We start from the raw sequence: 24,380 nt of genomic DNA on the forward strand, positions 1-24,380 counted from the left end.
TTTAGGGAATGAGAACAACGAGTCGCCTGATAGTGGCCGCCTTGATCGCCGGTTCGCTTGCCATGTCGGGCTGTGCGTACAACAGCAGTTCCGCGGACGTGTACACGGCGTCGCAGGCACAGCGGGAAGAAACGGTCCGCATGGGTACGGTCGACAGCGTGCGCGCGGTGAAGATCAGTTCGAACAACGGTCAGCCGAGCGGTATCGGCGCGATCGGCGGCGGCGCGCTGGGTGCGGTGGCCGGCAGCAGGATCGGCGGTGGCACCGGCGCGATCGTCACGGGCATCATCGGCGGTCTCGCGGGCGCGATAGCCGGCAACTCGATCGAGAACGGCGTGGCTGTGCACGATGGCCTCGAGATCACCGTGCGGCTCGATAACGGCGACATCCGTGCCATTACCCAAAGCGCCACGGGCGAGATCTTCCGCGCCGGCGAGCGCGTGCGGCTGCTCTCCAGCGGTGGCGTCACGCGCGTCACCCACTAGGTTTCCCCTCTCGCGCGGCGAGGCTTTACGCCGCCGCGGCGACCTCACACGCATGCCCTCCCCTGTGCATGCGTTTTTTTTCGCCTGCGGATTTTGAAGCGCTTCTCGTAGCCGGCGCCTTCACCGGGGCAAAAAAAATCCCGTCGCCAGAAACCCGGCAACGGGACCCTGACCGAGTAGCGCTTGGTCATGCTGCTGAAGCGCTACTCGATCATCGACACACGATACGACGTGCCGAAGTACTTCTACGGCTTACGGACGGCTGCCCGTCGGGAACGGCCATGCCGCTGCCGGGTTCAGCGCGGTCTTCACCGTCGCCGCCGGTGCGCTCGAGACAGAAGTCGCAGCGGGTGCAGGAGCCGCCTTCTTGGCGACAGCCTTCTTCGCAGGGGCAGCCTTCTTGGCAGGAGCAGCGGCCTTCTTCGCGGCAGCCTTCTTGGCAGGCGCAGCCTTTTTAGCGGCAGCCTTTTTCGCGGGCGCAGCCTTTTTCGCAGCAGCCTTTTTCGCAGGCGCAGCCTTCTTGGCAGCAGCCTTCTTAGCCGGTGCAGCCTTCTTCGCTGCAGCCTTCTTGGCCGGTGCTGCTTTCTTTGCTGCAACCTTCTTCACTGCGGCTTTCTTAGCCGGCGCTGCCTTCTTGGCCGGCGCCTTCTTCGCTGCAACCTTCTTAGCCGCAACCTTCTTCACAGCGACTTTCTTGGCGGCGACCTTCTTGGCCGGCGCAGCTTTCTTCGCTGCAACCTTCTTAGCCGGTGCTGCCTTCTTCGCTGCAACCTTCTTCACTGCGACTTTCTTTGCAGCGACTTTCTTTGCCGGTGCGGCCTTCTTAGCCGGAGCAGCCTTCTTTGCTGCGGGCTTCTTAGCAGCCGCTTTCTTGATAGTTGCCATCATTTTCTCCTTCAGGTTTTCAGATGAGAGTCAGTTCAAACTACACCCTTCGTCAAAACCCGCTTCCCGCGGACGCTTCTCAGGGCGCGCGCTACGAAGCGGGCTATTCATCGGCGTACGCAGGTGCTGCGCGCTTACGCTAATGAATGCGGTAAGGCGCGCCGTGCCACAAGGCACCGCGCGCCAGATCTGATCGGCGTTGATACTCAACGCCGGCAATTGCTTGATCGAGCCGCCGGCGATCGCGCCAGCGGCTTTTTCCGGGGGGAAGTTTGCCCATCCCACTGAAGGGTTCGCAAAGTGCCTGTCATAGTTGTGGGCCGCGAAGGCACGCGGCGCACCGGGCATGCTTTGCATCAGGCGGTTCTGCTCCTAGCCAAAATTGCCGCGGCCCAAGCCAACGGCATCCCCATCAAAGAATGCATCTGCAGCACGAACCCGGATCACTCCCAGGTCAGCGCGCCGCCAGTCTGATATTCGATCACTCGCGTCTCGAAGAAGTTGCGTTCCTTCTTCAAATCGATCATCTCGCTCATCCACGGGAACGGGTTTTCCTCGTTCGGGTACAGCGGATCGAGACCGATCTGCTGGCAACGGCGGTTGCAGATGAAGCGCAGGTAGCTCTTGAACATCGACGCATTGAGGCCGAGCACCCCGCGCGGCATCGTGTCTTCCGCGTAACGATATTCGAGTTCGACTGCCTGCTGGAAGATCTCGCGGATTTCCGCGCGGAATTCAGCCGTCCAGAGTTGCGGGTTTTCGAGTTTGATCTGGTTGATCAGGTCGATGCCAAAGTTGCAGTGCATCGACTCGTCGCGCAGGATGTACTGGTACTGTTCCGCCGCGCCGGTCATCTTGTTCTGGCGACCCAGCGCCAGGATCTGGGTAAAGCCGACGTAGAAGAACAGGCCTTCCATCACACAGGCGAACACGATCAGCGAGCGCAGCAGCGTCTGGTCTGCCTCGAGCGTGCCGGTCTTGAAGGCCGGATCGGTCAGCACGTGGATGTACGGAATCAGGAATTCGTCTTTCGCGCGGATCGAGGAGACCTCGTGATACGCGTTGAAGATTTCGCCTTCGTCGAGGCCCAGCGATTCGACGATGTACTGGTAGGCGTGCGTGTGGATCGCCTCTTCGAACGCCTGGCGCAGCAGGAACTGGCGGCATTCGGGCGCCGTGATGTGGCGGTAGGTGCCCAGCACGATATTGTTGGCGGCGAGGGAATCGGCCGTCACGAAGAAGCCCAGGTTGCGCTTGACGATGCGGCGCTCGTCTTCGGTCAGACCGTTCGGGTCTTTCCAGAGGGCGATGTCGCGCGACATGTTCACTTCTTGCGGCATCCAGTGGTTGGCACAACCAGCCAGATACTTTTCCCAAGCCCACTTGTATTTGAACGGCACCAACTGATTGACGTCGGTCTGGCCGTTGATGATGCGCTTGTCGGCGACGTTGACTCGCGCTTCCGAAACGGCAGCCGTTCCGGTAGCAGCATGAGCGACGGGAGCGACAGCAATGTCGTTCGCGAATACGTCTTGAGCCGAGGGAGCATGAGGAGCGGAACGCGTTCCGACTTGCGAACCGACAGCCGATCCCGCAGCGTTGCGCAACACATTCTGTTGCGTAGCGCTCGAGGGAGTTACGGCAGTGATCTCGTCATCCCAGTTGAGCATAAATGTCACCATCAATTTAGAACGGTTTGTACCATCTTTTCACGAGCGATAAAAGAGTTCGCTGATGAAAAATCCTGTTTTCGATTCGCGTTGCTACGTTCATACAACACTTTGTTCAACAGAGTGTGTGCGTCACCTCATGTGAAGCGTGTTGAACGAGTGTCGTCGAGGTGCTTCGCGAGCTCGAAGAGCAACGTGTCGATGCGACGTTTCGCTGCTCTATCTATCTGTATTGCGGAGCGTGCTCGTAGCGTCTTGCGATTGCTGACTGCTCACTTGCGTGGCTCGTCGCGTTACTCGTCGCGGTGGTCCGCGCTTGCCCTGCGTGTGCTTCGCATGTGCCTCGCATCTGCTGCTTCGTCAGTGCTGGCGAGGTGAAGTTCAATGCCATGTCGAGCGATGCATCGGGCCGGCTGCGTTGATCGACCCATCGATCGAAGCGTTTGCTGCGCGCACTGTGTCGCGCGCTTCGTCTGGTGCTGCCGACTGCTGACTGCCGATTGACCGCGTCACGATGGCCGGGTCACGATGACCGCGTCACGGCTTCAGTGACCTGCGCTGCTTCGCTGCGTTGCGATGAGCGGCGCGCTTCCTGTTTCACTCGCTGCGCCGCTCATCTACTTCACTTCCACTTCACTTCTACTTCTCTTCCATCTGCTTCGCTGCTCGCTGCATGCGGGTCATTACCTACTACCCGTCAGCAAGCAGCGATCCCGCTGCTTGCCCGCTACTTACTGGCAAGCTTCGCACTCGTCGAAGCCAGGGTCGCCCGGACGCATCATGCACACCGGACCATCCGCTTCCGGCGCTGCTTCAGCCGCGACTGCTGGCGTGGCCGCTGCAGCCTGAAAGCCACCTGCGGCACCGCCAGCCGCGCCGTTGTTCGCACCGAAACCACCTGCCGCGCCGCCCGCTGCACCACCCGAACCTTCGCCGCCGCCCGAGCTCACCGCGTTCAGCGCGCCGTGTGCCACCGTCGACTTCTCGACGTGGGTCGCCGCCATCGTGCGGAGGTAGTAGGTCGTCTTCAGGCCACGCACCCAGGCGAGCTTGTAGATCTCGTCGAGCTTCTTACCCGACGCGCCGCCCATGTAGATGTTCAGCGACTGCGCCTGGTCGATCCACTTCTGACGACGCGACGCTGCTTCGACCAGCCACTTCGGATCGACTTCGAACGCGGTGGCGTAGATCGCGCGCAGGTCGGCCGGAATACGGTCGATGCGCGAGAGCGTGCCGTCGAAGTACTTCAGGTCGGCGACCATCACTTCGTCCCACAGACCGCGCGCCTTCAGGTCGCGCACCAGGTAGTCGTTGACCACCGTGAATTCGCCCGACAGATTCGACTTCACATACAGGTTCTGGAAGGTCGGTTCGATGCAGGCCGACACGCCGATGATGTTCGAGATCGTCGCCGTCGGCGCGATCGCGACGCAGTTCGAGTTGCGCATGCCGTACTGGGCGATGCGCGAACGCAGTTCGGTCCAGTCCATCGACTCGCTCGAATCGACTTCGACATAACCGCCGCGCGCTTGCTCCAGCAGCTTCACCGAGTCTTGCGGGAGGATGCCGCGATCCCACAGCGAGCCACGGTAGCTCGAGTAACGGCCACGTTCCTGCGCCAGTTCCGTCGACGCGTAGTAAGCGTAGTAGCAAACCGCTTCCATCGACGTGTCCGCGAACTTGACCGCTTCTTCCGACGCGTACGGCGTGCGCAGCAGATGCAGGCAGTCCTGGAAGCCCATGATGCCCATGCCGACCGGACGGTGCTTCAGGTTCGAGTTACGTGCCTTGGCGACCGCGTAGTAGTTGATGTCGATCACGTTGTCGAGCATGCGCATCGCCACGCTGACGGTGCGCTTGAGCTTGTCGTGGTCGAGCACGAGCGTGCCGTCGGCCTGTTCCTTCAGGTGGGCGACGAGGTTCACGGAGCCCAGGTTGCAGACGGCGATTTCGGCGTCGCTGGTGTTGAGCGTGATTTCCGTGCACAGGTTCGACGAGTGGACGACGCCGACGTGCTGTTGCGGCGAGCGCACATTGCACGGATCCTTGAACGTGATCCACGGGTGGCCGGTTTCGAACAGCATGCCCAGCATCTTGCGCCACAGTTGCGCCGCCGGGATCTTCTTGAACAGCTTGATCTCGCCGCGCGCGACCTTGTCTTCGTAAGCCGTGTAAGCCGTTTCGAACTCGGCGCCGAACTTGTCGTGCAGGTCCGGGCAGGTGGACGGCGAGAACAGCGTCCAGTCGCCGCCTTCCATCACGCGCTTCATGAACAGGTCGGGAATCCAGTTCGCCGTGTTCATGTCGTGCGTGCGACGACGGTCGTCGCCGGTGTTCTTGCGCAGCTCGAGGAATTCCTCGATGTCCAGGTGCCACGTTTCCAGGTACGCGCACACCGCGCCCTTGCGCTTGCCGCCCTGGTTCACGGCGACTGCCGTGTCGTTGACAACCTTCAGGAACGGCACGACGCCTTGCGACTTGCCATTGGTGCCCTTGATGTGGGAGCCCAAAGCACGCACGCGCGTCCAGTCGTTGCCCAGACCGCCGGCGAACTTCGACAGCAGCGCGTTTTCCTTCAGTGCTTCGTAGATGCCGTCGAGGTCGTCGTCGACCGTGGTCAGGTAGCACGACGACAGTTGCGAGCGGCGGGTGCCCGAGTTGAACAGCGTGGGCGTGGACGACATGAAGTCGAAGCTCGACAGCACGTTGTAAAACTCGATCGCGCGCGCTTCACGGTCGATCTCGTTGAGCGACAGACCCATCGCGACACGCATAAAGAATGCCTGCGGCATTTCGATGCGCACACCGTCGTGATGCAGGAAGTAGCGGTCGTACAGCGTTTGCAGACCGAGGTAGCCGAATTGCAGGTCGCGGTTGTTGTCGAGTGCTGCGCCGAGGCGCTTCAGGTCGAACTGCAGCAGCTTGTCGTCGAGCAGTTCGGCTTGCACGCCGCGCTTGATGAACTGCGGGAAATATTCGGCGTAACGCTCGCCCATTTCCGTTTGCGTGACTTCCTCTTCGAGGATCTCGCGGCGAATGGTGTGCAGCAGGATGCGGGCGGTGACCTGGCTGTAAGCCGGGTCCTTTTCGATCATGGTGCGGGCAGCCAGGATGGCCGAGTCGTAGACCTGGCTCATCGGCACGCCGTCGTACAGATTCTTGACCGTTTCCGCGATGATCGGATCGGCGCTCACGGCGTCGCCCAGGTTCGAGCAAGCCAGTTCGATGACGCCGCGCAGCGCAGCCAGATCGAGCGGACGCGTCACGCCGTTGTCCGTGACGTTCAGGCCCGGCGCGCTGGCGGCCACCTGGTCGTCATGGCCGCGAGCCTGCGTGCGCTTCTCGCGATACAGCACGTACGCACGTGCGACGTTGTGTTCGCCGCCGCGCATCAGCGCGAGTTCGACCTGATCCTGAATGTCTTCGATATGGAACGTGCCGCCGTTCGGGCGGCTGCGCACGAGTGCGCGCACCACGTTCTGCGTGAGTTGCTCGACCAGCTCGCGCACACGCGCCGACGCGGCGCCTTGACCACCGTTGACGGCCAGAAATGCCTTCGTCACGGCGATGGCGATTTTCGACGGTTCGAACGACACGACGCTGCCGTTACGACGGATCACCTTGTAGTCGGCGAAGGTCGCTTGCGGCGCGAGCGCTTGTGCGCCTTGTGCCTGGCCGAAGGCCTGGCCAGTCGGTGAGCCCTCATACCGGGTCGTCACGTTGTCGGTGGTTTGCATGTGCAAAGCTCCTGGTCCTGGAAATGTTGCGGGAAGATCCGCGGATTAAAACGAACGCTGCGCCGCCGCGTGCGCAAGCGATGGGGTGCAGGAAAAAGGCCGGCTAAGCCGGGTGGCGGGATGCGACAGCGATGAAGCCTGATTCGAATTGATAACGGTCTTCGTCGTGTGTGTCGCGATCACTGGCTGAGCCCTTTTCCTGAATGTTTTCTGGATGCCGCCGGTGGTCAATCCGGCCGCGCCACAGGAATTTTTTTCGCTGCCTGGAATGCTTGCGGCGCCATGCTCGGGAGCGGGGCGCCGCGGACTTATACACTCGGTTATGCACTCAGTTATTCACACGGTTATGCACAGCTGAACACAAGATGTAGTGCAGAACCGAATTTCTGGCACCAAGTATAGTGGAGATTCGAGACAGGTCAAATCGTTTTATTTGCTTTCGAAGTCTTGACTTTTGGATAGCGCAACGCGAACAAGGCGCGCAGCCGACTCCCCGGAGAACAAGGCAGCGCCTTGCTCTCCTCGCATCACGCGAAGTCGCGCGAAGAGTCGCGAAAGGGTCGTTACGGCGTTTTGGAAAACTTGAGATAGGGGAAATACTGAGCACTGAGCGAAGTGTCGCGCTGCAGACGCGGCCACTCGAAATGCGGCCCTGGATCGGTCTTGCGACCGGGAGCAATATCCGAGTGACCGGCGAGCGCCTCGACCGGATAGCGCGCCTTGAGCGCGTTCACAAGCGCGCCGAGCGTGCGGTATTGCGCCGCTTCGAAAGGCGTGGTGTCACTGCCTTCCAACTCGATACCGATCGAGAAATCATTGCAACGCTCGCGGCCGAAAAAATTCGACGGACCGGCGTGCCACGCGCGCTCGTTGCATGACACGAACTGCTCGAGCGCGCCGTCGCGATGAATCACGAAATGTGCCGACACCCGCACGCCGCGCAGGTGCGAGTCGTAGTACGGGTGAGCGTCGCAATCGAGCGTGTTGAGGAACAGTTCGGCAATCGCGGTGCCACCGAACTCGTTGGGCGGCAGGCTGATGTTGTGGACGACGATCAGCGTCGGCACGGCCCCTTCGGGTCGCGCTTCGAAATTCGGCGATGGCAGTTTGCGTGCGGCAGCGACCCAACCGTCGGCATCGACGGTGAACTCGACGCTCATCGAGCGTCGCGGCCCGTAGGTCGTGCGCCGTGACGCTGCGCGTGCGCGGCGCTGCAGAACGGCTGCCCCGCCACCACCACGGAATCGCTTTTCGGCGCGTGCACGCCGCATTCGACGCAACGGATCATCGGCTCGGCGAGTTGCGCCGGCGCGGGAGCGGACGCGCGCGCGCCGCCGTTCGAACCATTCGGGCCTTTCGCACCCGCGGCGCCACTGGCGCCGGTACCGCTGCGTTGAGACGCCTGCGCGTCATGACGACGTAGCGCCTTCACCAGCCACTGGCCGACGATGAACAACAGGATCAACAGAAATATTTGTCGCATGGGACACGCTCACACTACAGCACGGTGCAACAGCACCTCGAAAACAAAACGGCTGCCGACGTACGCCAGCAACAGCGCGACGAACGACGCCAGCACCCAGCGCAATGCCGCACGGCCGCGCCAGCCGGAAACCTTGCGCGCGGTCAGCAGCGCGCCGAACATCACCCACGAAAGAATCGCGAACACGGTCTTGTGATCGAGTTGCAACGCACGGTCGACCAGTTGCTCGCTGAACAGAATGCCCGACACGAGCGTGAGCGTCAGCAGGACAAAACCCGCGCCGATCAGACGGAACAGCAGTTTCTCCAGCGTGAGGAGCGGCGGCAGCGTATCGAGCCAGCTCGATAGCCAGCCGTTGCCCGCCGCGGCCGTATGCCGCTGCGCAATGCCACCGCGCATGGCATGCAGACGCCGCTCGACCAGCAGCATCAGAACAGCGTGCAGCGCCGCGATCGCGAACAGGCCATACGCAATATTGGCGATCAGAAAATGCAGCTTGAACATTGGCGCGGCGGAATACGGCAGCACGCGCACGCCGTTGAACGCCAGCGGCAACAAGGAAGCGATGCAGGCGAGCGGCAAGACCAGCAGGCGCAGACCGTCGAGCGGAAAGAAAAAACTCTCGATCCAGTAGATGCCGGCGCCGAGCCAGAACATGGCCGACAGCGCGAACGCGAAACCGAACACCATCGCGTTCTGAGGAAAGATGGTGGTATGCAGCAGTACGCCGTGAGCGAGCAGCGCCACGAACAGCAGCGCGCGGCCCGAGCCGCTCATGCCCGAAGCGGCCGGCGGTGCCGGCAGAGGCGCCGCGGCGGCCGGCACCGCCGGCACGCTTTCGAGCATGGGGCGCACGGCGGCGTGCCGGTGCGAGCGCCAGCCGGCCACGGCTAAACCGCCGTAGAGGAGCGCAGTGAGGGCATACAGTACAATATCCATATTCGAAGTTTACACTAGGCCCCTACTCCGCGACGTCTTCCGCTTCGCGCGCTGCCCGGGCCGCACTGTTCATCGCTCCCCATGCTCGACAATCTGACTCAACGGATGGCGCGCGTCGTCAAGACGCTGCGCGGCGAAGCCCGGCTCACCGAGGCGAACACCCAGGAAATGCTGCGCGAGGTGCGTCTCGCGCTGCTCGAGGCCGACGTGGCGCTGCCCGTCGTGCGCGAGTTCATCGCCAAGGTGAAGGAAAAGGCGCTCGGCGAGGAAGTCATCAGCAGCCTGTCGCCCGGCCAGGCGCTGGTTGGCGTGGTGCAGCGCGAGCTGACCGCGATCATCGGCGGCGACTACGAAGGCAAGGCAGTCGAACTCAACCTCGCCGTCACGCCGCCGGCCGTCATCCTGATGGCGGGCCTGCAAGGCGCCGGTAAGACGACCACCGTCGGCAAGCTCGCCAAGCTGCTGCGCGAGAAGTACAAGAAAAAAGTACTGACCGTGTCGTGCGACGTTTACCGCCCTGCCGCTATCGCGCAGCTGAAGACGGTGACCGAGCAGGTCGGCGCGGACTTCTTCCCGTCCGAGCCGGATCAGAAGCCGGTCGACATCGCGCGCGCCGCTGTGGATTGGGCCAAGCGCCACTATCACGACGTGCTGCTGGTCGACACGGCCGGCCGTCTCGGTATCGACGAAGCGATGATGAAGGAAATCACCGCGCTGCACACCGAGCTGAAGCCGGCGGAAACGCTGTTCGTAGTCGACGCGATGCTCGGCCAGGACGCGGTGAACACCGCCAAGGCCTTTAGCGACGCGCTGCCGCTCACCGGCGTGGTCCTCACCAAGCTCGACGGCGACTCGCGCGGTGGCGCGGCGCTCTCGGTGCGTCACGTCACGGGCAAGCCGATCAAGTTCGTCGGCGTCGCGGAAAAGCTCGACGGCCTCGAAGTCTTCTACCCGGACCGCATGGCGAACCGGATTCTCGGCATGGGCGACATTCTCGCCCTCGTCGAAGAAGCACAACGCGGCGTGGACGTGCAGGCCGCGCAGAAGCTCGCCGACAAGGTCAAGAAAGGCGGCGACTTCGATCTGAACGATTTCCGCGCGCAACTCACGCAAATGAAGGGCATGGGCGGCCTGTCGTCGCTGATGGACAAATTGCCCGCGCAATTCCAGCAGGCGGCCGCCGGCGCCGACATGGGCCAGGCCGAAAAGCAGATGCGTCGCATGGAAGGCATCATCAATTCCATGACGCCGCTGGAGCGCGCGAAGCCCGATCTGATCAAGGCCACGCGCAAACGCCGCATTGCCGCGGGCGCGGGCGTGCAGGTGCAGGAAGTCAACCGCATGCTGAATCAGTACGACCAGATGCGCACCATGATGAAAAAGCTCAAGGGCGGCAATCTGCAAAAGATGATGCGCGGGATGAAGGGCATGTTGCCCGGCATGCGCTAAGCTTTAGCAAGACGGCGGCGCGCGGCTGACTTCAGCTTGTGCGGGTTTGCTCTGTACCGCGCGCCGCCGATCTCACTCACACTATGTATACAGTTACCGCCCGTCAGACGTCATGAACCGCGAAGAAGCCCTCCACATTTTTAGCCACTCCGAAGAAATCGTTTCGGCCGAAGACGTCAACGCGTCGATCAGCGGTATGGCGGCCGCCATCCGCGACGAGATGAGCGAGGACTTTCCGCTCGTGCTGTCGGTCATGGGCGGCGCGGCGGTGTTCACCGGCATGCTGTTGCCGCACCTCGATTTCCCGCTCGAGTTCGACTACATCCATCTGACCCGTTACCGCAACACCACCAAAGGCGGCAACGAGATGCAATGGCGCGTGGCGCCGGCGGAGTCGGTGAAGGATCGCGTCGTGCTGGTACTCGACGATATTCTCGACGAAGGCGAGACGATGGCCGCGATCCGCGACCGTATCCTCGCCATGGGCGCGAAGCGCTTCCTGAGCGCGGTGCTGTGCGAGAAGATCATTCCGAAGGCCAAGCCGCTGCGCCCGGATTATTGCGGGTTCGAAGTGCCGGACCGTTATGTGTTCGGCTGCGGGATGGATGCGAAGGGTTACTGGCGTAACCTGCCCACGATTCGTGCGCTGACAGAAGGCGCGTAAGTTGCCTCATTTTCTCGCCGCCGCGAGGTGTATCGCGGCGTGACGAGGAGACGAAAAAGCGGCCCTCACGGGGCCGCTTTTTTTTCATGGGAGATCGCGGGGCTTTGCGCTGCGCTGTCCGCGTTGTGTTGCGTTGCGTTGCGTTGCGCTAAGAGTTGCGAGGCGCGGATTCCGTCGCGCGACAGCGAGCGCCTTTCAAAGTTGATGCACGAACGACCGGATACCTCCGAGCATCATCTCAACTGAAATCGCCACCAGCACGAGGCCCATCAAGCGTTCGAAGGCCATCATGGCACGCTCGCCGAGCCACGCCTGAATGCGCTCCGCCAGCATCAGCACGATCGCGCAGACGACCATCGTGACGGTTAGCGCGCCAATCCACTCGAACATCTTGCCGGGCGCCTGGGATGTCAGCAGCATCACGGTGGCAAGCGCCGACGGTCCCGCGAGCGCCGGAATGGCGAGCGGCACGATCAGCGGTTCTCCGCCACGCGTGTCGCCGCCGAATGGACCATCCGGATGCGGAAACACCATTCTGAGCGCAATAAGGAACAGCACGATCCCGCCACCGATACGCAGCGACTGGTCGGTCAGGCTCATCATGCGCAGAAAGCCGTCGCCGACCACCATGAAGATCAGCAGGATCGCAAAGGCGATCGCCACCTCGCGGAGAATGACGATCGTGCGCCGCTTCGGCGACACCCCGCGCAGACAACTGATAAAGAGCGGAATGTTGCCGAGCGGATCCGTGATCAGAATCAGCAGGACGGTCGCGGACAGGAAGGTGTACTCCACCGTCCGCTCCGCTTAGCTCGCCAACGCTGCGCGAACCTTCGCGATCACCGCTTGCGCGGCCTCTTCGACCGGCAGCAGCGTCGCCTCGGCGTCGCGGCGGCCCTGGTATTCGAGCTTGCCGTCCTTGAGGCCACGGTCGCCGATCACGAGACGATGCGGCACGCCGATCAGCTCCCAGTCGGCGAACATCACGCCGGGGCGCTCCCCACGGTCGTCGAGAATCACGTCGATGCCCGCTTCGACCAACGTTGCGTACAGCCTGTCGGCCGCTTCGCGCACGGCTTCGCTGCGGTCATACCCCATCGGGCACAGCACGACTTCGAACGGCGCGATCGATTCCGGCCAGATAATGCCCTTGTCGTCGAAATTCTGTTCGATCGCCGCGCCCAGAATACGCGTGATACCGATGCCGTAGCAGCCCATTTCCATCGGCCGCGGCTTGCCGGTTTCGTCGAGGCACGTTGCGTTCATGGCTTCGGAATACTTGGTGCCGAGCTGGAACACGTGGCCCACTTCAATTCCGCGGCAGATGTCGATCACGCCCTTGCCGTCCGGCGACGGGTCGCCCTTTTTCACGTTGCGAATGTCTGCGACGACCGGTTCCGGCAGATCGCGGCCCCAGTTCACACCGGTGGTGTGGTAATCCACCTCGTTCGAGCCGACCACGAAGTCGCTCATGTTCGCGACCGTGCGATCCGCCACGACCTTGACCGGCTTCTTCGTGTTGATCGGACCGAGGTAACCCGGGGGCGTGCCAAACGTTTCGATGATCTCAGCCTCGGTCGCCATGCGGAAGTCGGCCAGACCCGGCAGCTTGCTCGCCTTGATCTCGTTCAGATCGTGGTCGCCGCGCAGCATCAACAACCAGATGGTCGGCTCGGAGCCGTCGTTTTCAGTGGCGAGGATGATCGACTTGATCGTGCGCTCGAGCGGAATGTTCAGCAACTCGGCCACCGCTTCGCACTTCGCCTTGCCCGGCGTGGCGGTCTTCTTCAGCTCCTCGGCCGGCGCCGCGCGTTCCGCGTAGAGCGGCAGCGCTTCAGCCGCCTCGACGTTCGCGGCGAATTCGGAGGTCGGGCAATAGGCGATCGCGTCTTCACCCGTCTCGGCGATCACGTGAAATTCGTGCGAACCGCTGCCGCCGATCGAACCGTTGTCCGCCGCCACCGCGCGGAAGTCGAGGCCGAGGCGCGTGAAGATGCGCACGTACGCGTCGTACATCTTGCGATACGACTCACGCAGACCTTCGATGTCCTTGTCGAACGAGTACGCGTCTTTCATGATGAACTCACGGCCGCGCATCACGCCGAAACGCGGACGGATCTCGTCGCGGAACTTTGTCTGGACCTGATAGAAGTTCACCGGCAACTGGCGATAGCTCTTGATCTGATTGCGCGCGATGTCCGTGACCACTTCCTCGTGGGTCGGCCCCAGCACGAAGTCGCCTTGCCTGCGATCCTTGAAGCGCAGCAGCTCGGGACCGTATTTTTCCCAGCGGCCCGATTCCTGCCACAGCTCGGCCGGCTGCACCGACGGCATCAACAACTCGATCGCGCCTGCCCGATTCATTTCTTCGCGCACAATGGCTTCCACCTTGCGGATCGAGCGCAGGCCGACCGGCAGGTAGTTATAGATACCGCCGGCGACACGCCGGATCATGCCGGCGCGCACCATGAGCTTGTGGCTGACGATCTCTGCGTCGGCGGGAGCTTCTTTCAGGGTACCGATAAAGAAACGGGAAGCTTTCATTCAGATTTTCCAAAAGCGGCGGCTCCGGAGGGACCGCCCGAAAGGTGAAAACGGTGGGGGAATCGGCACAGACCCGGCTCAGAGCCGGCACGGTTCGCCTGACATCGGCACACGCGCTACCCGAGCGCGATGCCGAAGCCGCCGCGCAAAGCCTTTGCACAAGGGATAAGGCACGGAAAGACTGTCAGGCTACCGCAAACGCGGGCCTTTTGCGGCGAATCGTTCCATTCTGGTGCGAATCGGTGCGTCGGGTCCGTTATCTGTTTATAATCAAAGCAATTTTAAAGGATTCGAAGGTGGTTGTATGCTGGATCGTGAAGGCTTTCGCCCGAACGTCGGCATCATCCTCTTGAACGCGCACAACGAGGTGTTTTGGGGCAAACGGCTCCGTGAACATTCCTGGCAGTTTCCGCAAGGGGGCATCAAGTACGGAGAGACCCCCGTGCAAGCGATGTATCGGGAGTTACACGAAGAAACCGGGCTGCTTCCTGAGCACGTCAAGGTGATCGGTCGCACGCGCGACTGGTTGCGTTACGAGGTGCCTGACAAGTTCATCAAGCGCGAAGTACGCGGTCATTACCGCGGCCAGAAACAAATCTGGTTTTTGCTCCGGATGGTTGGACGCGACTGCGACATCTGCTTGCGCGCCACCGACCACCCTGAGTTCGATGCATGGCGCTGGAACGAGTACTGGGTGCCGCTCGACTGTGTGATCGAGTTCAAGCGGGATGTATATCAGTTGGCGCTGACGGAGCTATCCCGTTTCATGCGCCGGGCTGCGCCGCGTGCGGAAAAACCTGGCGGGCACCATGGGCCGCGTTATCCCCGGATAGCGTCGTCAATGGAAAGTCCGCCGGATTCCACGGTAATGACGGTGACTTCTGTGACCACCGTCAGTATCGAAACATCGGTTCACGTAGCGATCGCGTCCGATTGCGGTCCGGGTTCCGGGGCAACGGCGGAAGTAGGCGCTGCGCCGGAACACGAAGACGAATCGGCAGGCGAAACGGCCGGCTCGTTGTTCCGCCCGGGCGTGCGCAATTAACAACTCTGTGCGGCTGTCCACGCCGCCTCTCCCTGGCGCGGCTCGTCGAGCCGCGCCAGTGCTTCGAGGAAATCATATTGAAAGCACTTGCTCTCGTCGTGGCGTGCGTCGCCACCGGCGCCCTGCTGGCTGGCTGTTCGAGCGCCGGCAAACCTACCAATAAAGACGACAGCGCGTTCACGTATTTGCTGGACCGCCAAGGCAACTGGGTAGAGAACAAGGTGGACACGCTCCCCCCGCTGCCGCAAGACTCGAATCTGCTGCCTTTCGAAGTCTCCGGCAATACGCCGTTGCAGTTCGCGGTCGACCGGAATTCGCTCAGCGTCGGAACGGACGGAGTGGTTCGCTTTACCGTCGTCGTGGCGAGCCCGAGCGGCGCTCGTAACGTAATCTACGAAGGGATTCGCTGCGACACGTATGAGTGGCGCCAGTATGCCGGCCTGAATTCGGATCACGACGGCTGGGACACGACGGTCGCGAACGATTTCACTCGCATCGAGAACGGCGCGCTGAACGCCTATCAGGCAGCGCTGTATCAGGATTATCTGTGCGCGAACAAGATGCCGATGGGGAATGCGAAGTCGATTCTGGAGAACATCCGGTACAAGCGTACGGCGAGTTCGTTGATTCACTGAGGCGCTTTGCTGAGCGCGCTTTGAATTTGAGCGCGCTTAAGTCGTAGACAAGAACAAGCCGCTCCAGCTTCCGCTGGAACGGCTTTTTTGTTTGCCGTGCTTGTGTGCGCGCCCTGCGCCTGCGCCGGTTACTAACTTAGACCAGCACCAGGTTGTCGCGATGAATCAGCTCCGGTTCCAGCATATAGCCGAGCACCGACTCGATTTCGCCACTCGGACGACGTTGAATCAGCTTGGTTTCAGCACTGCTGTAGTTCGTCAGGCCGCGCGCGACTTCACGCCCCGCGGCGCTCAGACAAGCAATCACCTCACCGCGCGCAAACGCGCCCTGAACGCCGACGATGCCAATGGGCAGCAGGCTCTTGCCGCCTTCGGTCAGTTTTTCGACCGCGCCGTCGTCGATCACGACATGGCCGCGCACTTGCAGGTGATCCGCCATCCATTGCTTGCGCGCCGCCATCCGTGCAGTGCGCGCGATCAACTGCGTGCCGATCGCCTCGCCTGAGGCCAGCCGTGACAGCACGTCCGCTTCGCGCCCGCTTGCGATGACGGTATTTGCGCCACTGTGGGCCGCGCGCTTGGCGGCGAGAATCTTGGTCAGCATGCCGCCGCGCCCCAGACTCGAGCCCGCGCCGCCCGCCATTGCTTCGAGTTCCGGCGCGCCGGCATCGGCCTGCTGGACGAGCGTGGCGGCCGGATCCTTGCGCGGGTCGGCGGTGAACAGCCCTTGCTGATCGGTGAGGATGACGAGCGCATCGCCCTCGATCAGGTTCGCGACGAGCGCGCCTAACGTGTCGTTGTCGCCGAATTTGATTTCGTCGGTGACGACCGTGTCGTTCTCGTTGATGATCGGCACCACACCCAATCGCAGAAGCGTGAGCAGCGTGGAGCGTGCGTTCAGATAGCGTTCGCGGTCGGCCAGGTCGGCGTGAGTCAGCAGAATCTGCGCGGTCTGGATGGAATGCTCGGCAAAGCGGCTTTCGTAGACCTGCGCGAGGCCCATCTGCCCGACGGCCGCGGCCGCTTGCAGTTCGTCGATCTCGCGCGGCCTTTTGGTCCAGCCGAGCCGTTGCATTCCTTCGGCGATGGCGCCCGAACTGACGAGCACCACTTCCTTGCCTTGCGCGCGCAGAGCGGCAATCTGTGCGGCCCAGCGGCCGATAGCAGCATGATCGAGGCCGCGCCCGTCATTCGTGACGAGGCTCGAACCGACTTTCACTACCAATCGCCGTGAATCTGCGATGACGGAACGCATTGTGCGCGGTCTCCAAGATGACGCGTGATGCAGACCGGCAGCCCGTTCGGGCGCCGGCGCTCGAGCTTCTTATTCCTGCGGGTCGATGCTGGCGTCGTCCGCCGCGGCCGGGGCTTCCGGCTTGTCGCGGAAACGTACGTCGGCGGCCAGATCTTCGGCTTCAGCCGCGCGCTGCGCGTCCGAATGCGCGGCGATGTGGTCGAACACCGCATAGCAAAGGTTTTCACAACCCTGCCCGGTCAACGCCGAGATTTCGAACACCGGACCGTCCCAACCGAAGCCTTCGAGGAATGCCGACACACGCGCTTCGCGCTCGTCTTCCGGCACCATATCCAGCTTGTTCAATACCAGCCAGCGCGGCTTTTCATACAGCAGCTCGTCGTACTTGCGCAGTTCGTTGACGATTGCCTTGGCTTCCGCGACCGGATCGACCGATTCGTCGAACGGTGCGAGGTCGACGATGTGCAGCAACAAGCCCGTGCGCTGCAAGTGACGCAGGAACTGATGGCCAAGGCCCGCGCCTTCCGCCGCGCCTTCGATCAAGCCAGGAATGTCCGCAATAACGAAGCTGCGGCTCGGTCCGACACGCACCACGCCGAGATTCGGCGCGAGCGTCGTGAACGGATAATCGGCGATCTTCGGCCTTGCGTTCGACACCGACGAGATAAAAGTCGACTTGCCGGCGTTCGGCATGCCGAGCAGGCCGACGTCCGCCAGAACCTTCAGCTCTAGGCGCACCATGCGGCGTTCGCCCGGCTTGCCGTCTGTCTTCTGACGCGGCGCGCGGTTCGTGCTGGACTTGAAATGCAGGTTGCCGAGACCGCCCGCGCCGCCCTGAGCGATCTGCACGCTCTGGTTGTGCTCGGTCAAATCGGCGATCAGCTCGCCGGTCTCCATGTCTGTGATGGTGGTGCCGACCGGCATGCGCAGCGTAATGTCGTCGCCGCCCTTGCCGTAGCAGTCCGCGCCGCGGCCGTTTTCGCCGTTGCGCGCCAGGTGTTTCTTCGCGTAGCGGTAGTCGATCAGCGTGTTGATGTTGCGGTCCGCGACCGCGATCACGCTGCCGCCCCGCCCGCCGTCGCCGCCATCCGGGCCGCCGAACGGAACGAATTTCTCGCGGCGCATCGACGCGCTGCCATCCCCTCCGTCGCCGGCGATGACTTCAATCCTCGCTTCGTCAATGAACTTCATGCGTAACTCCGTCCCGTGGTGTGCTGCCAGATAGTGCTGCTAAATTTGGTTGCTACTGGATGATGCTATTTTGCCGCGCCCGCCGGGCGCTGATCAATCGGCCGAACAGCATAGGCGCGCGGCATGAGCGCATGCAATCACGCCCATCTCGTCCGGCAAAAGCCGCCGGAATAAAAAAAAGCCCCGCTAACTTCGCGGGGCCTTTTTCCGGTCCTGAAGCCCGTGCCTGAGTAAACTCAGACTGCTGCCGGGACGACGTTGACCATGTGCTTCTTCGCTGCGCCCTTCGTCGAGAAATTGACGTGGCCGTCCGTCAGCGCGAACAAGGTGTGATCCTTGCCGATACCGACGTTTTCGCCCGGGTGCATACGCGTGCCACGTTGACGAACGATGATGCCGCCAGCGTTGATAGCCTGACCGCCGTAAACCTTCACGCCAAGGCGTTTCGATTCGGAGTCGCGGCCGTTGCGGGATGATCCGCCTGCCTTTTTGTGTGCCATTTGATTTGCTCCTTAACCGGTGCGCTTACGCGTTGATCGCGTCGATGCGCAGTTCGGTATAGTTCTGGCGGTGGCCGCCATGCTTCTGGTAGTGCTTCCGGCGACGCATCTTGAAGATGGTCACTTTTGCGTGACGACCTTGCGACACGACGGTAGCCTTGACGGAAGCCCCACTGACCAGCGGCGTACCGAACTTAATCGATTCGCCTTCGCCCACTGCGAGAACCTGGTCGAGCGTGATTTCAGCGTCAATGTCTGCCGGTATCTGTTCTACTTTAAGTTTTTCGCCGACGGCAACTTTATACTGCTTGCCACCGGTTTTTATGACCGCGTACATTGAGAACCTCACTCTGTGTTCATTTTTCCCACGCACCGCGCGCGGAAACCCGTGATTATACATAGAGTTAGCTGCTCGGTCAAAACTCATTGAGCGCCGCCGCGCCGAGCGCCCGGCGCCTTGCCGCACGCCCCGGCGCGCGGCTCTGCCACAGCCCCGGAACGCGCCGCGCCGCAGCCAGCGACCCGGAACTGCCGCGATTCGCCTTATAATTCGCGGCACTACCCAATTCAGCCATCATGTCGTCGACTGCCACCCCCTCCTCCAACGCCGCCAGCCTGCTCGCTCCGATCGCCGAAGACATGCAGCAGGTGAATCGCGTCATTCGGCACCGTCTTGCGTCCGACGTGATGCTGATCAACCAGATTTCCGAGTACATCATCAGTGCCGGCGGCAAGCGGCTGCGGCCCGCGCTGCTGTTGCTGGTGGCCGGCGCGCTGGGTGAAACCACGGGGCACCGGCACGAACTGGCGGCGGTCGTCGAATTCATCCATACGGCTACGCTGCTGCACGACGACGTGGTCGACGAATCCGACCTGCGGCGCGGTCGCCAGACCGCCAACGCGCTGTTCGGCAACGCCGCGAGCGTGCTGGTGGGCGACTTTCTGTATTCGCGCTCGTTCCAGATGATGGTCGGCGTGGGCAAGATGCGCGTCATGGAAATTCTGTCCGAGGCGACCAACATCATCTCCGAAGGCGAAGTGCTGCAACTCCTCAACATGCACGACGCCGACGTGGACGAAGCCCGCTACATGCAGGTGATCCGCTACAAGACCGCCAAGCTGTTCGAGGCCGCCGCTCAACTCGGCGCCGTGCTGGCCGGCTCGGACGCGAAAACCGAAGCGGCCGCGGCGGAATTCGGCCGGCGCATCGGCACCGCGTTCCAGATCATGGACGACTGGCTCGACTACACGGGCACGGCGGAATCAATGGGCAAGAACGCCGGCGACGACCTTCGCGAAGGCAAACCCACGCTTCCGTTGATCTATCTGATCGAACGCGGCACACCGGAACAATCGGCGCTCGCGCGGGAAGCAATCGAACAAGGCGGCACGGACCGGTTCGACACCATTTTCGAGGCAATCACGCGTTCCGGCGCGCTGGATCACACGCTCGAATGCGCGAAGCAGGAAGCTCAGGCAGCCGCCGCAGCAATTTCTTCGTTTCCTGATTCCATTTTCAAAGATAGCCTGCTAGAATTATGTTCTTACTCGACGGCAAGACAGTCTTGAACGAGACTGAAACGCTGAGTTAGTCTGAATCGAGTTCGCAGTACAAATCGGGGTGTAGCTTAGCCTGGTAGAGCGCTACGTTCGGGACGTAGAGGCCGGAGGTTCGAATCCTCTCACCCCGACCAGATTCGCCTTGTTAGTTCAAGGCTCAAAAAACCGCCCAGCTTGCTCGGCGGTTTTTTGTTTTGGGTCGCCCATATTGCTTCGCTTCACAACCGCGCTTGTCTTGCAGCGCCACTGCCGCCGCCAGTCCTGTCTTCAGCCGCCACCTCCGGCGGCTCGCGCAAGCCCCTCTGCTATATTCTCTCCATCCTTTCCCCTATCCTTCACGACGCGTGGAACAACTTCCCTTATGGGCGCAGATCGGCGCCGTCTTTCTGCTGCTCATCTGCTCGAGTTTCTTTTCGAGTTCCGAAACGGCCATGATGGCGATCAATCGCCATCGCCTGAAACATCTTGCCAACCAGAATGCGCTCGGCGCAAAGACCACTCAGGGTCTGCTCGCTCACACCGATCAACTGCTAAGCGTCGTGCTGATCGGCAACAACCTCTTCAATACGATCATTCCGGTGCTCACCACCTCGATCGCGCTGCACACGTTCGGACGTAACAACCTGGTGCTGTCGATCGCGACCGGGATCGTCGCGTTTCTGATCATCGTGTTCGCGGAGATCACGCCGAAGATCATCGGCGCGACGTTCCCGGAAAAGGTCGCCCTGCCGGCCAGCCTGCTGATCGCGCCGATGATGCGCGTCGCCAAACCGCTCGTCTGGTTCGTCAATCTGTTCGCGAACGGCATCTTGCGCGTGTTGCACATCAATACGAAAGGCGGCCACGATCAGCGGCTATCCACCGAAGAACTGCGCACCATCGTCCTCGAGTCCGGCAGCTTCATGCCGACCAAGCACCGCAGCATTCTGCTCAACCTGTTCGATCTCGAAAACATTTCCGTCGACGACGTGATGATCCCGCGCCGCCGTATCGAGGCACTCGACTTCGACGCGCCGTTCGAACAGATCCTGCATCAGCTGGAAACCTGCTATCACAACAAGCTGATCGTCTATCAAGGCGATATCGACCGGGTGCTCGGCGTGCTGCACGTACGCAAGACGCTGGCGGCGCTGCACAACCAGGAACTCGAGCGCGAGACGCTGCGCGAATTGCTGGCCGAACCTTACTTCGTGCCGAGCGGCACACCGGTGTTCCAGCAGCTGCAATACTTCCAGGAGAGCCGTCATCGCACGGCGCTGGTCGTCAACGAATACGGCGAGTTGCAGGGCCTCGTTACGCCGGAAGACATCATCGAGGAACTGATCGGTGAATTCACCACGTCGATTCCGCGTAGCGCCAATTCGCGCGGTGGCTGGAACGAGAACGGCGAATGCATCGTGGCAGGCAGCATGCCGCTTCGCGAGTTGAACCGCTGGCTGCATCTCACGCTGCCCACCGACGGGCCGAAAACGCTCAATGGCCTGATCCTCGAAATTCTCGAAGACATTCCCGACGGCGACGTGTGCGTGCAGATCGGCGAAGTCAAACTCGAAGTCATGCGCAGCGACGATCAGGCGATTCGCACCGTCAAGCTGTTCAGGCCGCCGGTGCGCGCAAAAACCGGCAAGGTGTTGCGCGGCTGAGCGACATTGCGCGACGGTCTGAGCGACACAGCCAGATACGACACACAGCAGCATCGCACACAGGCGCAACATGCGCCATTAGCCGAATGGCCGAATGGCGGCGCCCGCCGCCGTACCGGAAGATGAAGCCGTCCGTGTTCTACAGGCGGCTCATCACCGGTCCCTCATGCAAGCTTCGATTCAACCCGCAACGCCGTCGCCGCGTCCCATCGCAAGCGCTCACGAGAACGCTGCCCAGGCAAAGCCGAAGGCATTCGCACGCGACGCTGGCGCAGCAACTATCGCCAGTTCCGACGACGCCCCCGCCGTGCGTCTGCTGACCGACACGTTGCAGGAAGCCACCCGCCGCAACGCGTCGGACCTTCACATCGAACCGGCAGAACACGGCTGGCGCGTGCGCTTGCGTATCGACGGCGTGCTGCACGAGATCCCGCGGCCGCCCGCGCATCTGCGCGATGCCTTCATTACTCGCGTGAAGGTGCTCGCTCGCATGGATATCGCCGAGCGGCGCGTACCGCAGGATGGGCGGCTGCGCATTTCCACCTCGCCCGGCCGCGTCGAGGACTATCGCGTCAATTCGCTGCCTACGCTGTTCGGCGAAAAGCTCGTACTGCGAAGACTCGATGCTCTGCCCGCGAATCTTTCTCTCGACTCGCTCGGACTCGATGCGCGCCAACGCGCAACTGTCGACGCCGCGATTCGCGCGCCGCACGGCCTCGTGCTCGTCACGGGGCCGACAGGGAGTGGCAAGACGCTGTCGCTCTATTGCTTCCTGAATCTGCTCAACGGCGAGGCGCGCAATCTGTGTTCCGTGGAAGATCCCGCCGAAATCCAGTTGGCCGGTATCAATCAGGTCAGCGTGCGCGAAAAAGCCGGCATGACCTTCGCGGTGGCGTTGCGCGCCTTTCTCCGCCAGGACCCGGACGTCATCATGGTTGGTGAAATCCGCGACGAAGAGACCGCCGACGTCGCGGTGAAAGCCGCGCAAACGGGCCACCTCGTCCTGTCGACGCTGCATACGAACGACGCGCCCGCTGCAGTCGCGCGCCTGATCGATATCGGCGTGGAGCCATACAACCTCGCGGCCGCGTTGCGGATGGTGACCGCACAACGGCTGGTGCGGCGCCTCTGCGCTGCGTGCCGCGTGCCTGCGCCGCAGTCGGCGGCGGCGCTTCGGGCAGCGGGCTTCGGTGAGCATCAACTCGACGGCTGGCAGCCGTTCGCCGCCTGCGGATGCGCGGCGTGCCACGGCATCGGCTATCGGGGCCGCGTCGGCGTTCATCAGGTTATGCCCGTTTCCGATGCGATGCGCGAGTTGATCGTGGCCAGCGCCGGCACGCACGAACTCGCGCGGCTCGCGCAGACCGAACAGGTGGCCACCCTGCGTGACGCCGCGTTGGCGCGTGTGCGCGACGGCACTACCAGTCTCGCCGAAGCACTCGCCGCCACCGAGGTCGCATGAACCTAGCCACGACCCATCGACCGTTGCCCGCCGACACGCGTTTCAAATGGCGCGGCGTCGACGCCAACGGCGTGCGAAAAAGCGGCTCGCTCATTGCGCCGGACGCGGCCACCGCACGCATGCTCCTCAAACGCGACCATCTCTTTGTCATCGAGTTGACGGCGCATGGCGCCGCACCTCGCCCGACCGCACGCGCAGCGGACATCACGCTATTCACCCGGCAACTCTCCAGCCTGCTGCGCGCCGGCCTGCCACTCGCGCCCGCGCTGGACCTGCTCGCACAAGCGCAGACTTCTCGCCATCAGGGCATGCCGCGAATCGTCGGCGCTTTAGCGCGCGACATTACCGGCGGGCTGAATTTTTCGGCGGCGTTGCAGCGGCATCCCGCGCAGTTCAACGCGCTGTACTGCCAGCTGGTCGAAGTCGGCGAGGCAGCAGGCGCGCTCGCAGCCGTCCTCGCTCGCATCGCCGAGGACCGCGAACGCGCCGCCGCGCAGCGTGCGAAAGTGCGCGCGGCACTGACCTATCCGGTCGCGATACTCGTGCTTGCCATGGCGATTACCGCCGCATTGCTCGTATGGGTCGTGCCGACCTTCAAGCAGATTTTCGACGGCTTCGGCGCCAGACTGCCCGCGCCGACGCAATTCGTGCTGGCGTTGTCGTCCGGCGTGGCGCGTTGGAGCATACCGGCACTCGCCATGACTTTCGCCGCCGGTTCGGCAGCGACATTTCTGCTGCGACGTTCCGAAGCGGCGCGCATCCGGTTCGCGCGCGCATCGCTGACAATACCGGTTGCCGGCCCGCTGCTGCGCACTCTGTGCGCGGCTCGCTGGAGCCGCGCGCTAGGCACGTTGCTATCGGCCGGCACACCGCTGGCCGACGCATTCGACTCATTGACTCACGCCACCGGCAACGCCTTCTTCGACCGCGCCACCGTGGAAATCGCCGCGCGGCTGCGGCGCGGCGAGCGGCTCGCCGCGGCCATGCGCGGGGCGCGCTGCTTCCCGCCCGAGGTCGTTCAGCCCATCGCGGTTGCCGAGGAGTCCGGAGCACTCGACACCATGTTGATCGACGTAGCGTCGCTCGCCGATCGCCAGGTAGACGAGAAGATCGGCACGCTGTCGAGCCTGTGCGAGCCGCTCGTCATCATCGTGCTGGGCGCGCTGGTCGGCGGCCTCGTGATCGCGATGTATCTTCCCATTATTCAACTCGGCAACGTGGTGTAGGATCCCA

The 24,380-nt window shown here is 62.4% G+C and carries 22 protein-coding genes and 1 tRNA gene; 10 read left to right on the plus strand and 13 right to left on the minus strand.

What is annotated here, in order from left to right; all coding sequences use genetic code 11:
- Positions 1–8 precede the first annotated feature (8 nt).
- Positions 9–485: an outer membrane lipoprotein gene (locus P0D68_RS11350; RefSeq protein WP_091798999.1), complete on the plus strand. Its 477-nt coding sequence runs from the start codon at positions 9–11 to the stop codon at positions 483–485.
- 252 nt (positions 486–737) lie between these two features.
- On the opposite strand, the gene P0D68_RS11355 is transcribed toward P0D68_RS11350, so the two are convergent.
- The 7 genes from P0D68_RS11355 to P0D68_RS11385 all read right to left on the minus strand — a co-directional run bounded on the left by P0D68_RS11355 (position 738) and on the right by P0D68_RS11385 (position 9,199).
- Positions 738–1,370, minus strand: a complete 633-nt coding sequence (locus P0D68_RS11355) for a histone H1-like repetitive region-containing protein (RefSeq protein ID WP_408186857.1) — start codon at positions 1,368–1,370, stop codon at positions 738–740.
- 30 nt (positions 1,371–1,400) lie between these two features.
- A complete protein-coding gene (locus P0D68_RS11360) occupies positions 1,401–1,727 on the minus strand; it encodes a hypothetical protein (protein WP_091798993.1) in 327 nt (108 codons plus the stop codon).
- Positions 1,728–1,813: 86 nt separating this feature from the next.
- A complete protein-coding gene (locus P0D68_RS11365) occupies positions 1,814–3,040 on the minus strand; it encodes a ribonucleotide-diphosphate reductase subunit beta (protein WP_091798990.1) in 1,227 nt (408 codons plus the stop codon).
- Positions 3,041–3,771: 731 nt separating this feature from the next.
- On the minus strand, positions 3,772–6,777 hold the full coding sequence (locus P0D68_RS11370; protein WP_408301148.1) for a ribonucleoside-diphosphate reductase subunit alpha: 3,006 nt from the start codon (positions 6,775–6,777) through the stop codon (positions 3,772–3,774).
- 563 nt (positions 6,778–7,340) lie between these two features.
- On the minus strand, positions 7,341–7,937 hold the full coding sequence (gene ampD / locus P0D68_RS11375; protein ID WP_408301146.1) for a 1,6-anhydro-N-acetylmuramyl-L-alanine amidase AmpD: 597 nt from the start codon (positions 7,935–7,937) through the stop codon (positions 7,341–7,343).
- Positions 7,934–8,260 (minus strand): PP0621 family protein, encoded by a 327-nt coding sequence (locus P0D68_RS11380; protein ID WP_091798981.1) that lies wholly within the window; start codon positions 8,258–8,260, stop codon positions 7,934–7,936. Before P0D68_RS11380 ends, ampD begins: the two co-directional genes overlap by 4 nt.
- 9 nt (positions 8,261–8,269) lie before the next feature.
- Positions 8,270–9,199 (minus strand): cytochrome C assembly family protein, encoded by a 930-nt coding sequence (locus tag P0D68_RS11385; protein WP_091798978.1) that lies wholly within the window; start codon positions 9,197–9,199, stop codon positions 8,270–8,272.
- Positions 9,200–9,280: 81 nt separating this feature from the next.
- Between P0D68_RS11385 and ffh the strand changes: the two genes are divergently transcribed.
- Together ffh and P0D68_RS11395 are read left to right on the plus strand one after the other, a co-directional pair.
- Positions 9,281–10,648, plus strand: coding sequence for a signal recognition particle protein (ffh, locus tag P0D68_RS11390; protein WP_091798975.1), 1,368 nt, complete (start codon positions 9,281–9,283; stop codon positions 10,646–10,648).
- 112 nt (positions 10,649–10,760) lie between these two features.
- The gene (locus P0D68_RS11395) at positions 10,761–11,312 is read left to right on the plus strand and encodes a hypoxanthine-guanine phosphoribosyltransferase (RefSeq protein ID WP_091798973.1); all 552 of its coding nucleotides are present in this window, start codon (positions 10,761–10,763) and stop codon (positions 11,310–11,312) included.
- A 195-nt stretch (positions 11,313–11,507) separates the two neighbouring features.
- Here the strand turns inward: P0D68_RS11395 and P0D68_RS11400 are convergent, their stop codons facing one another.
- Positions 11,508–12,107: a MarC family protein gene (locus tag P0D68_RS11400; RefSeq protein WP_091798969.1), complete on the minus strand. Its 600-nt coding sequence runs from the start codon at positions 12,105–12,107 to the stop codon at positions 11,508–11,510.
- 12 nt (positions 12,108–12,119) lie between these two features.
- The gene (locus P0D68_RS11405; RefSeq protein WP_408301143.1) at positions 12,120–13,856 is read right to left on the minus strand and encodes a proline--tRNA ligase; all 1,737 of its coding nucleotides are present in this window, start codon (positions 13,854–13,856) and stop codon (positions 12,120–12,122) included.
- 304 nt (positions 13,857–14,160) lie between these two features.
- On the opposite strand from P0D68_RS11405, the gene P0D68_RS11410 reads away from it, so the two are divergent.
- The gene (locus P0D68_RS11410; protein WP_408186850.1) at positions 14,161–14,901 is read left to right on the plus strand and encodes an RNA pyrophosphohydrolase; all 741 of its coding nucleotides are present in this window, start codon (positions 14,161–14,163) and stop codon (positions 14,899–14,901) included.
- 77 nt (positions 14,902–14,978) lie between these two features.
- A complete protein-coding gene (locus P0D68_RS11415) occupies positions 14,979–15,536 on the plus strand; it encodes a CNP1-like family protein (RefSeq protein ID WP_091798956.1) in 558 nt (185 codons plus the stop codon).
- A 136-nt stretch (positions 15,537–15,672) separates the two neighbouring features.
- On the opposite strand, the gene proB is transcribed toward P0D68_RS11415, so the two are convergent.
- From proB to rplU, 4 genes are all read right to left on the minus strand, one after another.
- A complete protein-coding gene (proB, locus tag P0D68_RS11420; RefSeq protein WP_091798953.1) occupies positions 15,673–16,791 on the minus strand; it encodes a glutamate 5-kinase in 1,119 nt (372 codons plus the stop codon).
- A gap of 69 nt (positions 16,792–16,860) precedes the next feature.
- Positions 16,861–17,982 carry an Obg family GTPase CgtA gene (cgtA, locus tag P0D68_RS11425; RefSeq protein WP_408186851.1) on the minus strand — a complete coding sequence of 374 codons (1,122 nt, stop codon included), beginning with the start codon at positions 17,980–17,982 and terminating at the stop codon, positions 16,861–16,863.
- 236 nt (positions 17,983–18,218) lie between these two features.
- Positions 18,219–18,482 carry a 50S ribosomal protein L27 gene (gene rpmA, locus P0D68_RS11430; RefSeq protein WP_007180330.1) on the minus strand — a complete coding sequence of 88 codons (264 nt, stop codon included), beginning with the start codon at positions 18,480–18,482 and terminating at the stop codon, positions 18,219–18,221.
- A gap of 25 nt (positions 18,483–18,507) precedes the next feature.
- Positions 18,508–18,819, minus strand: a complete 312-nt coding sequence (gene rplU, locus P0D68_RS11435; RefSeq protein WP_007180329.1) for a 50S ribosomal protein L21 — start codon at positions 18,817–18,819, stop codon at positions 18,508–18,510.
- Between the two features lie 239 nt (positions 18,820–19,058).
- Between rplU and P0D68_RS11440 the strand changes: the two genes are divergently transcribed.
- The 5 genes from P0D68_RS11440 to P0D68_RS11460 all read left to right on the plus strand — a co-directional run bounded on the left by P0D68_RS11440 (position 19,059) and on the right by P0D68_RS11460 (position 24,373).
- The gene (locus P0D68_RS11440) at positions 19,059–20,051 is read left to right on the plus strand and encodes a polyprenyl synthetase family protein (RefSeq protein WP_011489900.1); all 993 of its coding nucleotides are present in this window, start codon (positions 19,059–19,061) and stop codon (positions 20,049–20,051) included.
- 48 nt (positions 20,052–20,099) lie between these two features.
- Positions 20,100–20,176: transfer RNA gene (locus tag P0D68_RS11445), tRNA-Pro, on the plus strand.
- A gap of 210 nt (positions 20,177–20,386) precedes the next feature.
- Positions 20,387–21,685, plus strand: a complete 1,299-nt coding sequence (locus tag P0D68_RS11450; RefSeq protein WP_177205063.1) for an HlyC/CorC family transporter — start codon at positions 20,387–20,389, stop codon at positions 21,683–21,685.
- Positions 21,686–21,851: 166 nt separating this feature from the next.
- Entirely contained in the window at positions 21,852–23,147 is a 1,296-nt protein-coding gene (locus P0D68_RS11455) for a GspE/PulE family protein (protein WP_408301139.1), read from the plus strand.
- Positions 23,144–24,373: a type II secretion system F family protein gene (locus P0D68_RS11460; protein WP_408301137.1), complete on the plus strand. Its 1,230-nt coding sequence runs from the start codon at positions 23,144–23,146 to the stop codon at positions 24,371–24,373. The genes P0D68_RS11455 and P0D68_RS11460 overlap by 4 nt, the downstream gene beginning before the upstream one ends.
- The last annotated feature ends 7 nt before the right edge of the window (positions 24,374–24,380 follow it).

Origin of the sequence: Paraburkholderia sp. RL17-380-BIE-A (genome assembly GCF_046028085.1) — a bacterium.
GTDB lineage: Bacteria > Pseudomonadota > Gammaproteobacteria > Burkholderiales > Burkholderiaceae > Paraburkholderia.

Bases quoted from the DNA above. Each gene is read 5' to 3' on its own strand.
- P0D68_RS11350 (WP_091798999.1), top strand. From the start codon at position 9: ATGAGAACAACGAGTCGCCTGATAGTGGCCGCCTTGATCGCCGGTTCG.
- P0D68_RS11355 (WP_408186857.1), bottom strand. From the start codon at position 1,370: ATGGCAACTATCAAGAAAGCGGCTGCTAAGAAGCCCGCAGCAAAGAAG.
- P0D68_RS11360 (WP_091798993.1), bottom strand. From the start codon at position 1,727: ATGCAAAGCATGCCCGGTGCGCCGCGTGCCTTCGCGGCCCACAACTAT.
- P0D68_RS11365 (WP_091798990.1), bottom strand. From the start codon at position 3,040: ATGCTCAACTGGGATGACGAGATCACTGCCGTAACTCCCTCGAGCGCT.
- P0D68_RS11370 (WP_408301148.1), bottom strand. From the start codon at position 6,777: ATGCAAACCACCGACAACGTGACGACCCGGTATGAGGGCTCACCGACT.
- ampD (WP_408301146.1), bottom strand. From the start codon at position 7,937: ATGAGCGTCGAGTTCACCGTCGATGCCGACGGTTGGGTCGCTGCCGCA.
- P0D68_RS11380 (WP_091798981.1), bottom strand. From the start codon at position 8,260: ATGCGACAAATATTTCTGTTGATCCTGTTGTTCATCGTCGGCCAGTGG.
- P0D68_RS11385 (WP_091798978.1), bottom strand. From the start codon at position 9,199: ATGGATATTGTACTGTATGCCCTCACTGCGCTCCTCTACGGCGGTTTA.
- ffh (WP_091798975.1), top strand. From the start codon at position 9,281: ATGCTCGACAATCTGACTCAACGGATGGCGCGCGTCGTCAAGACGCTG.
- P0D68_RS11395 (WP_091798973.1), top strand. From the start codon at position 10,761: ATGAACCGCGAAGAAGCCCTCCACATTTTTAGCCACTCCGAAGAAATC.
- P0D68_RS11405 (WP_408301143.1), bottom strand. From the start codon at position 13,856: ATGAAAGCTTCCCGTTTCTTTATCGGTACCCTGAAAGAAGCTCCCGCC.
- P0D68_RS11410 (WP_408186850.1), top strand. From the start codon at position 14,161: ATGCTGGATCGTGAAGGCTTTCGCCCGAACGTCGGCATCATCCTCTTG.
- proB (WP_091798953.1), bottom strand. From the start codon at position 16,791: ATGCGTTCCGTCATCGCAGATTCACGGCGATTGGTAGTGAAAGTCGGT.
- cgtA (WP_408186851.1), bottom strand. From the start codon at position 17,982: ATGAAGTTCATTGACGAAGCGAGGATTGAAGTCATCGCCGGCGACGGA.
- rpmA (WP_007180330.1), bottom strand. From the start codon at position 18,482: ATGGCACACAAAAAGGCAGGCGGATCATCCCGCAACGGCCGCGACTCC.
- rplU (WP_007180329.1), bottom strand. From the start codon at position 18,819: ATGTACGCGGTCATAAAAACCGGTGGCAAGCAGTATAAAGTTGCCGTC.
- P0D68_RS11440 (WP_011489900.1), top strand. From the start codon at position 19,059: ATGTCGTCGACTGCCACCCCCTCCTCCAACGCCGCCAGCCTGCTCGCT.
- P0D68_RS11455 (WP_408301139.1), top strand. From the start codon at position 21,852: ATGCAAGCTTCGATTCAACCCGCAACGCCGTCGCCGCGTCCCATCGCA.
- P0D68_RS11460 (WP_408301137.1), top strand. From the start codon at position 23,144: ATGAACCTAGCCACGACCCATCGACCGTTGCCCGCCGACACGCGTTTC.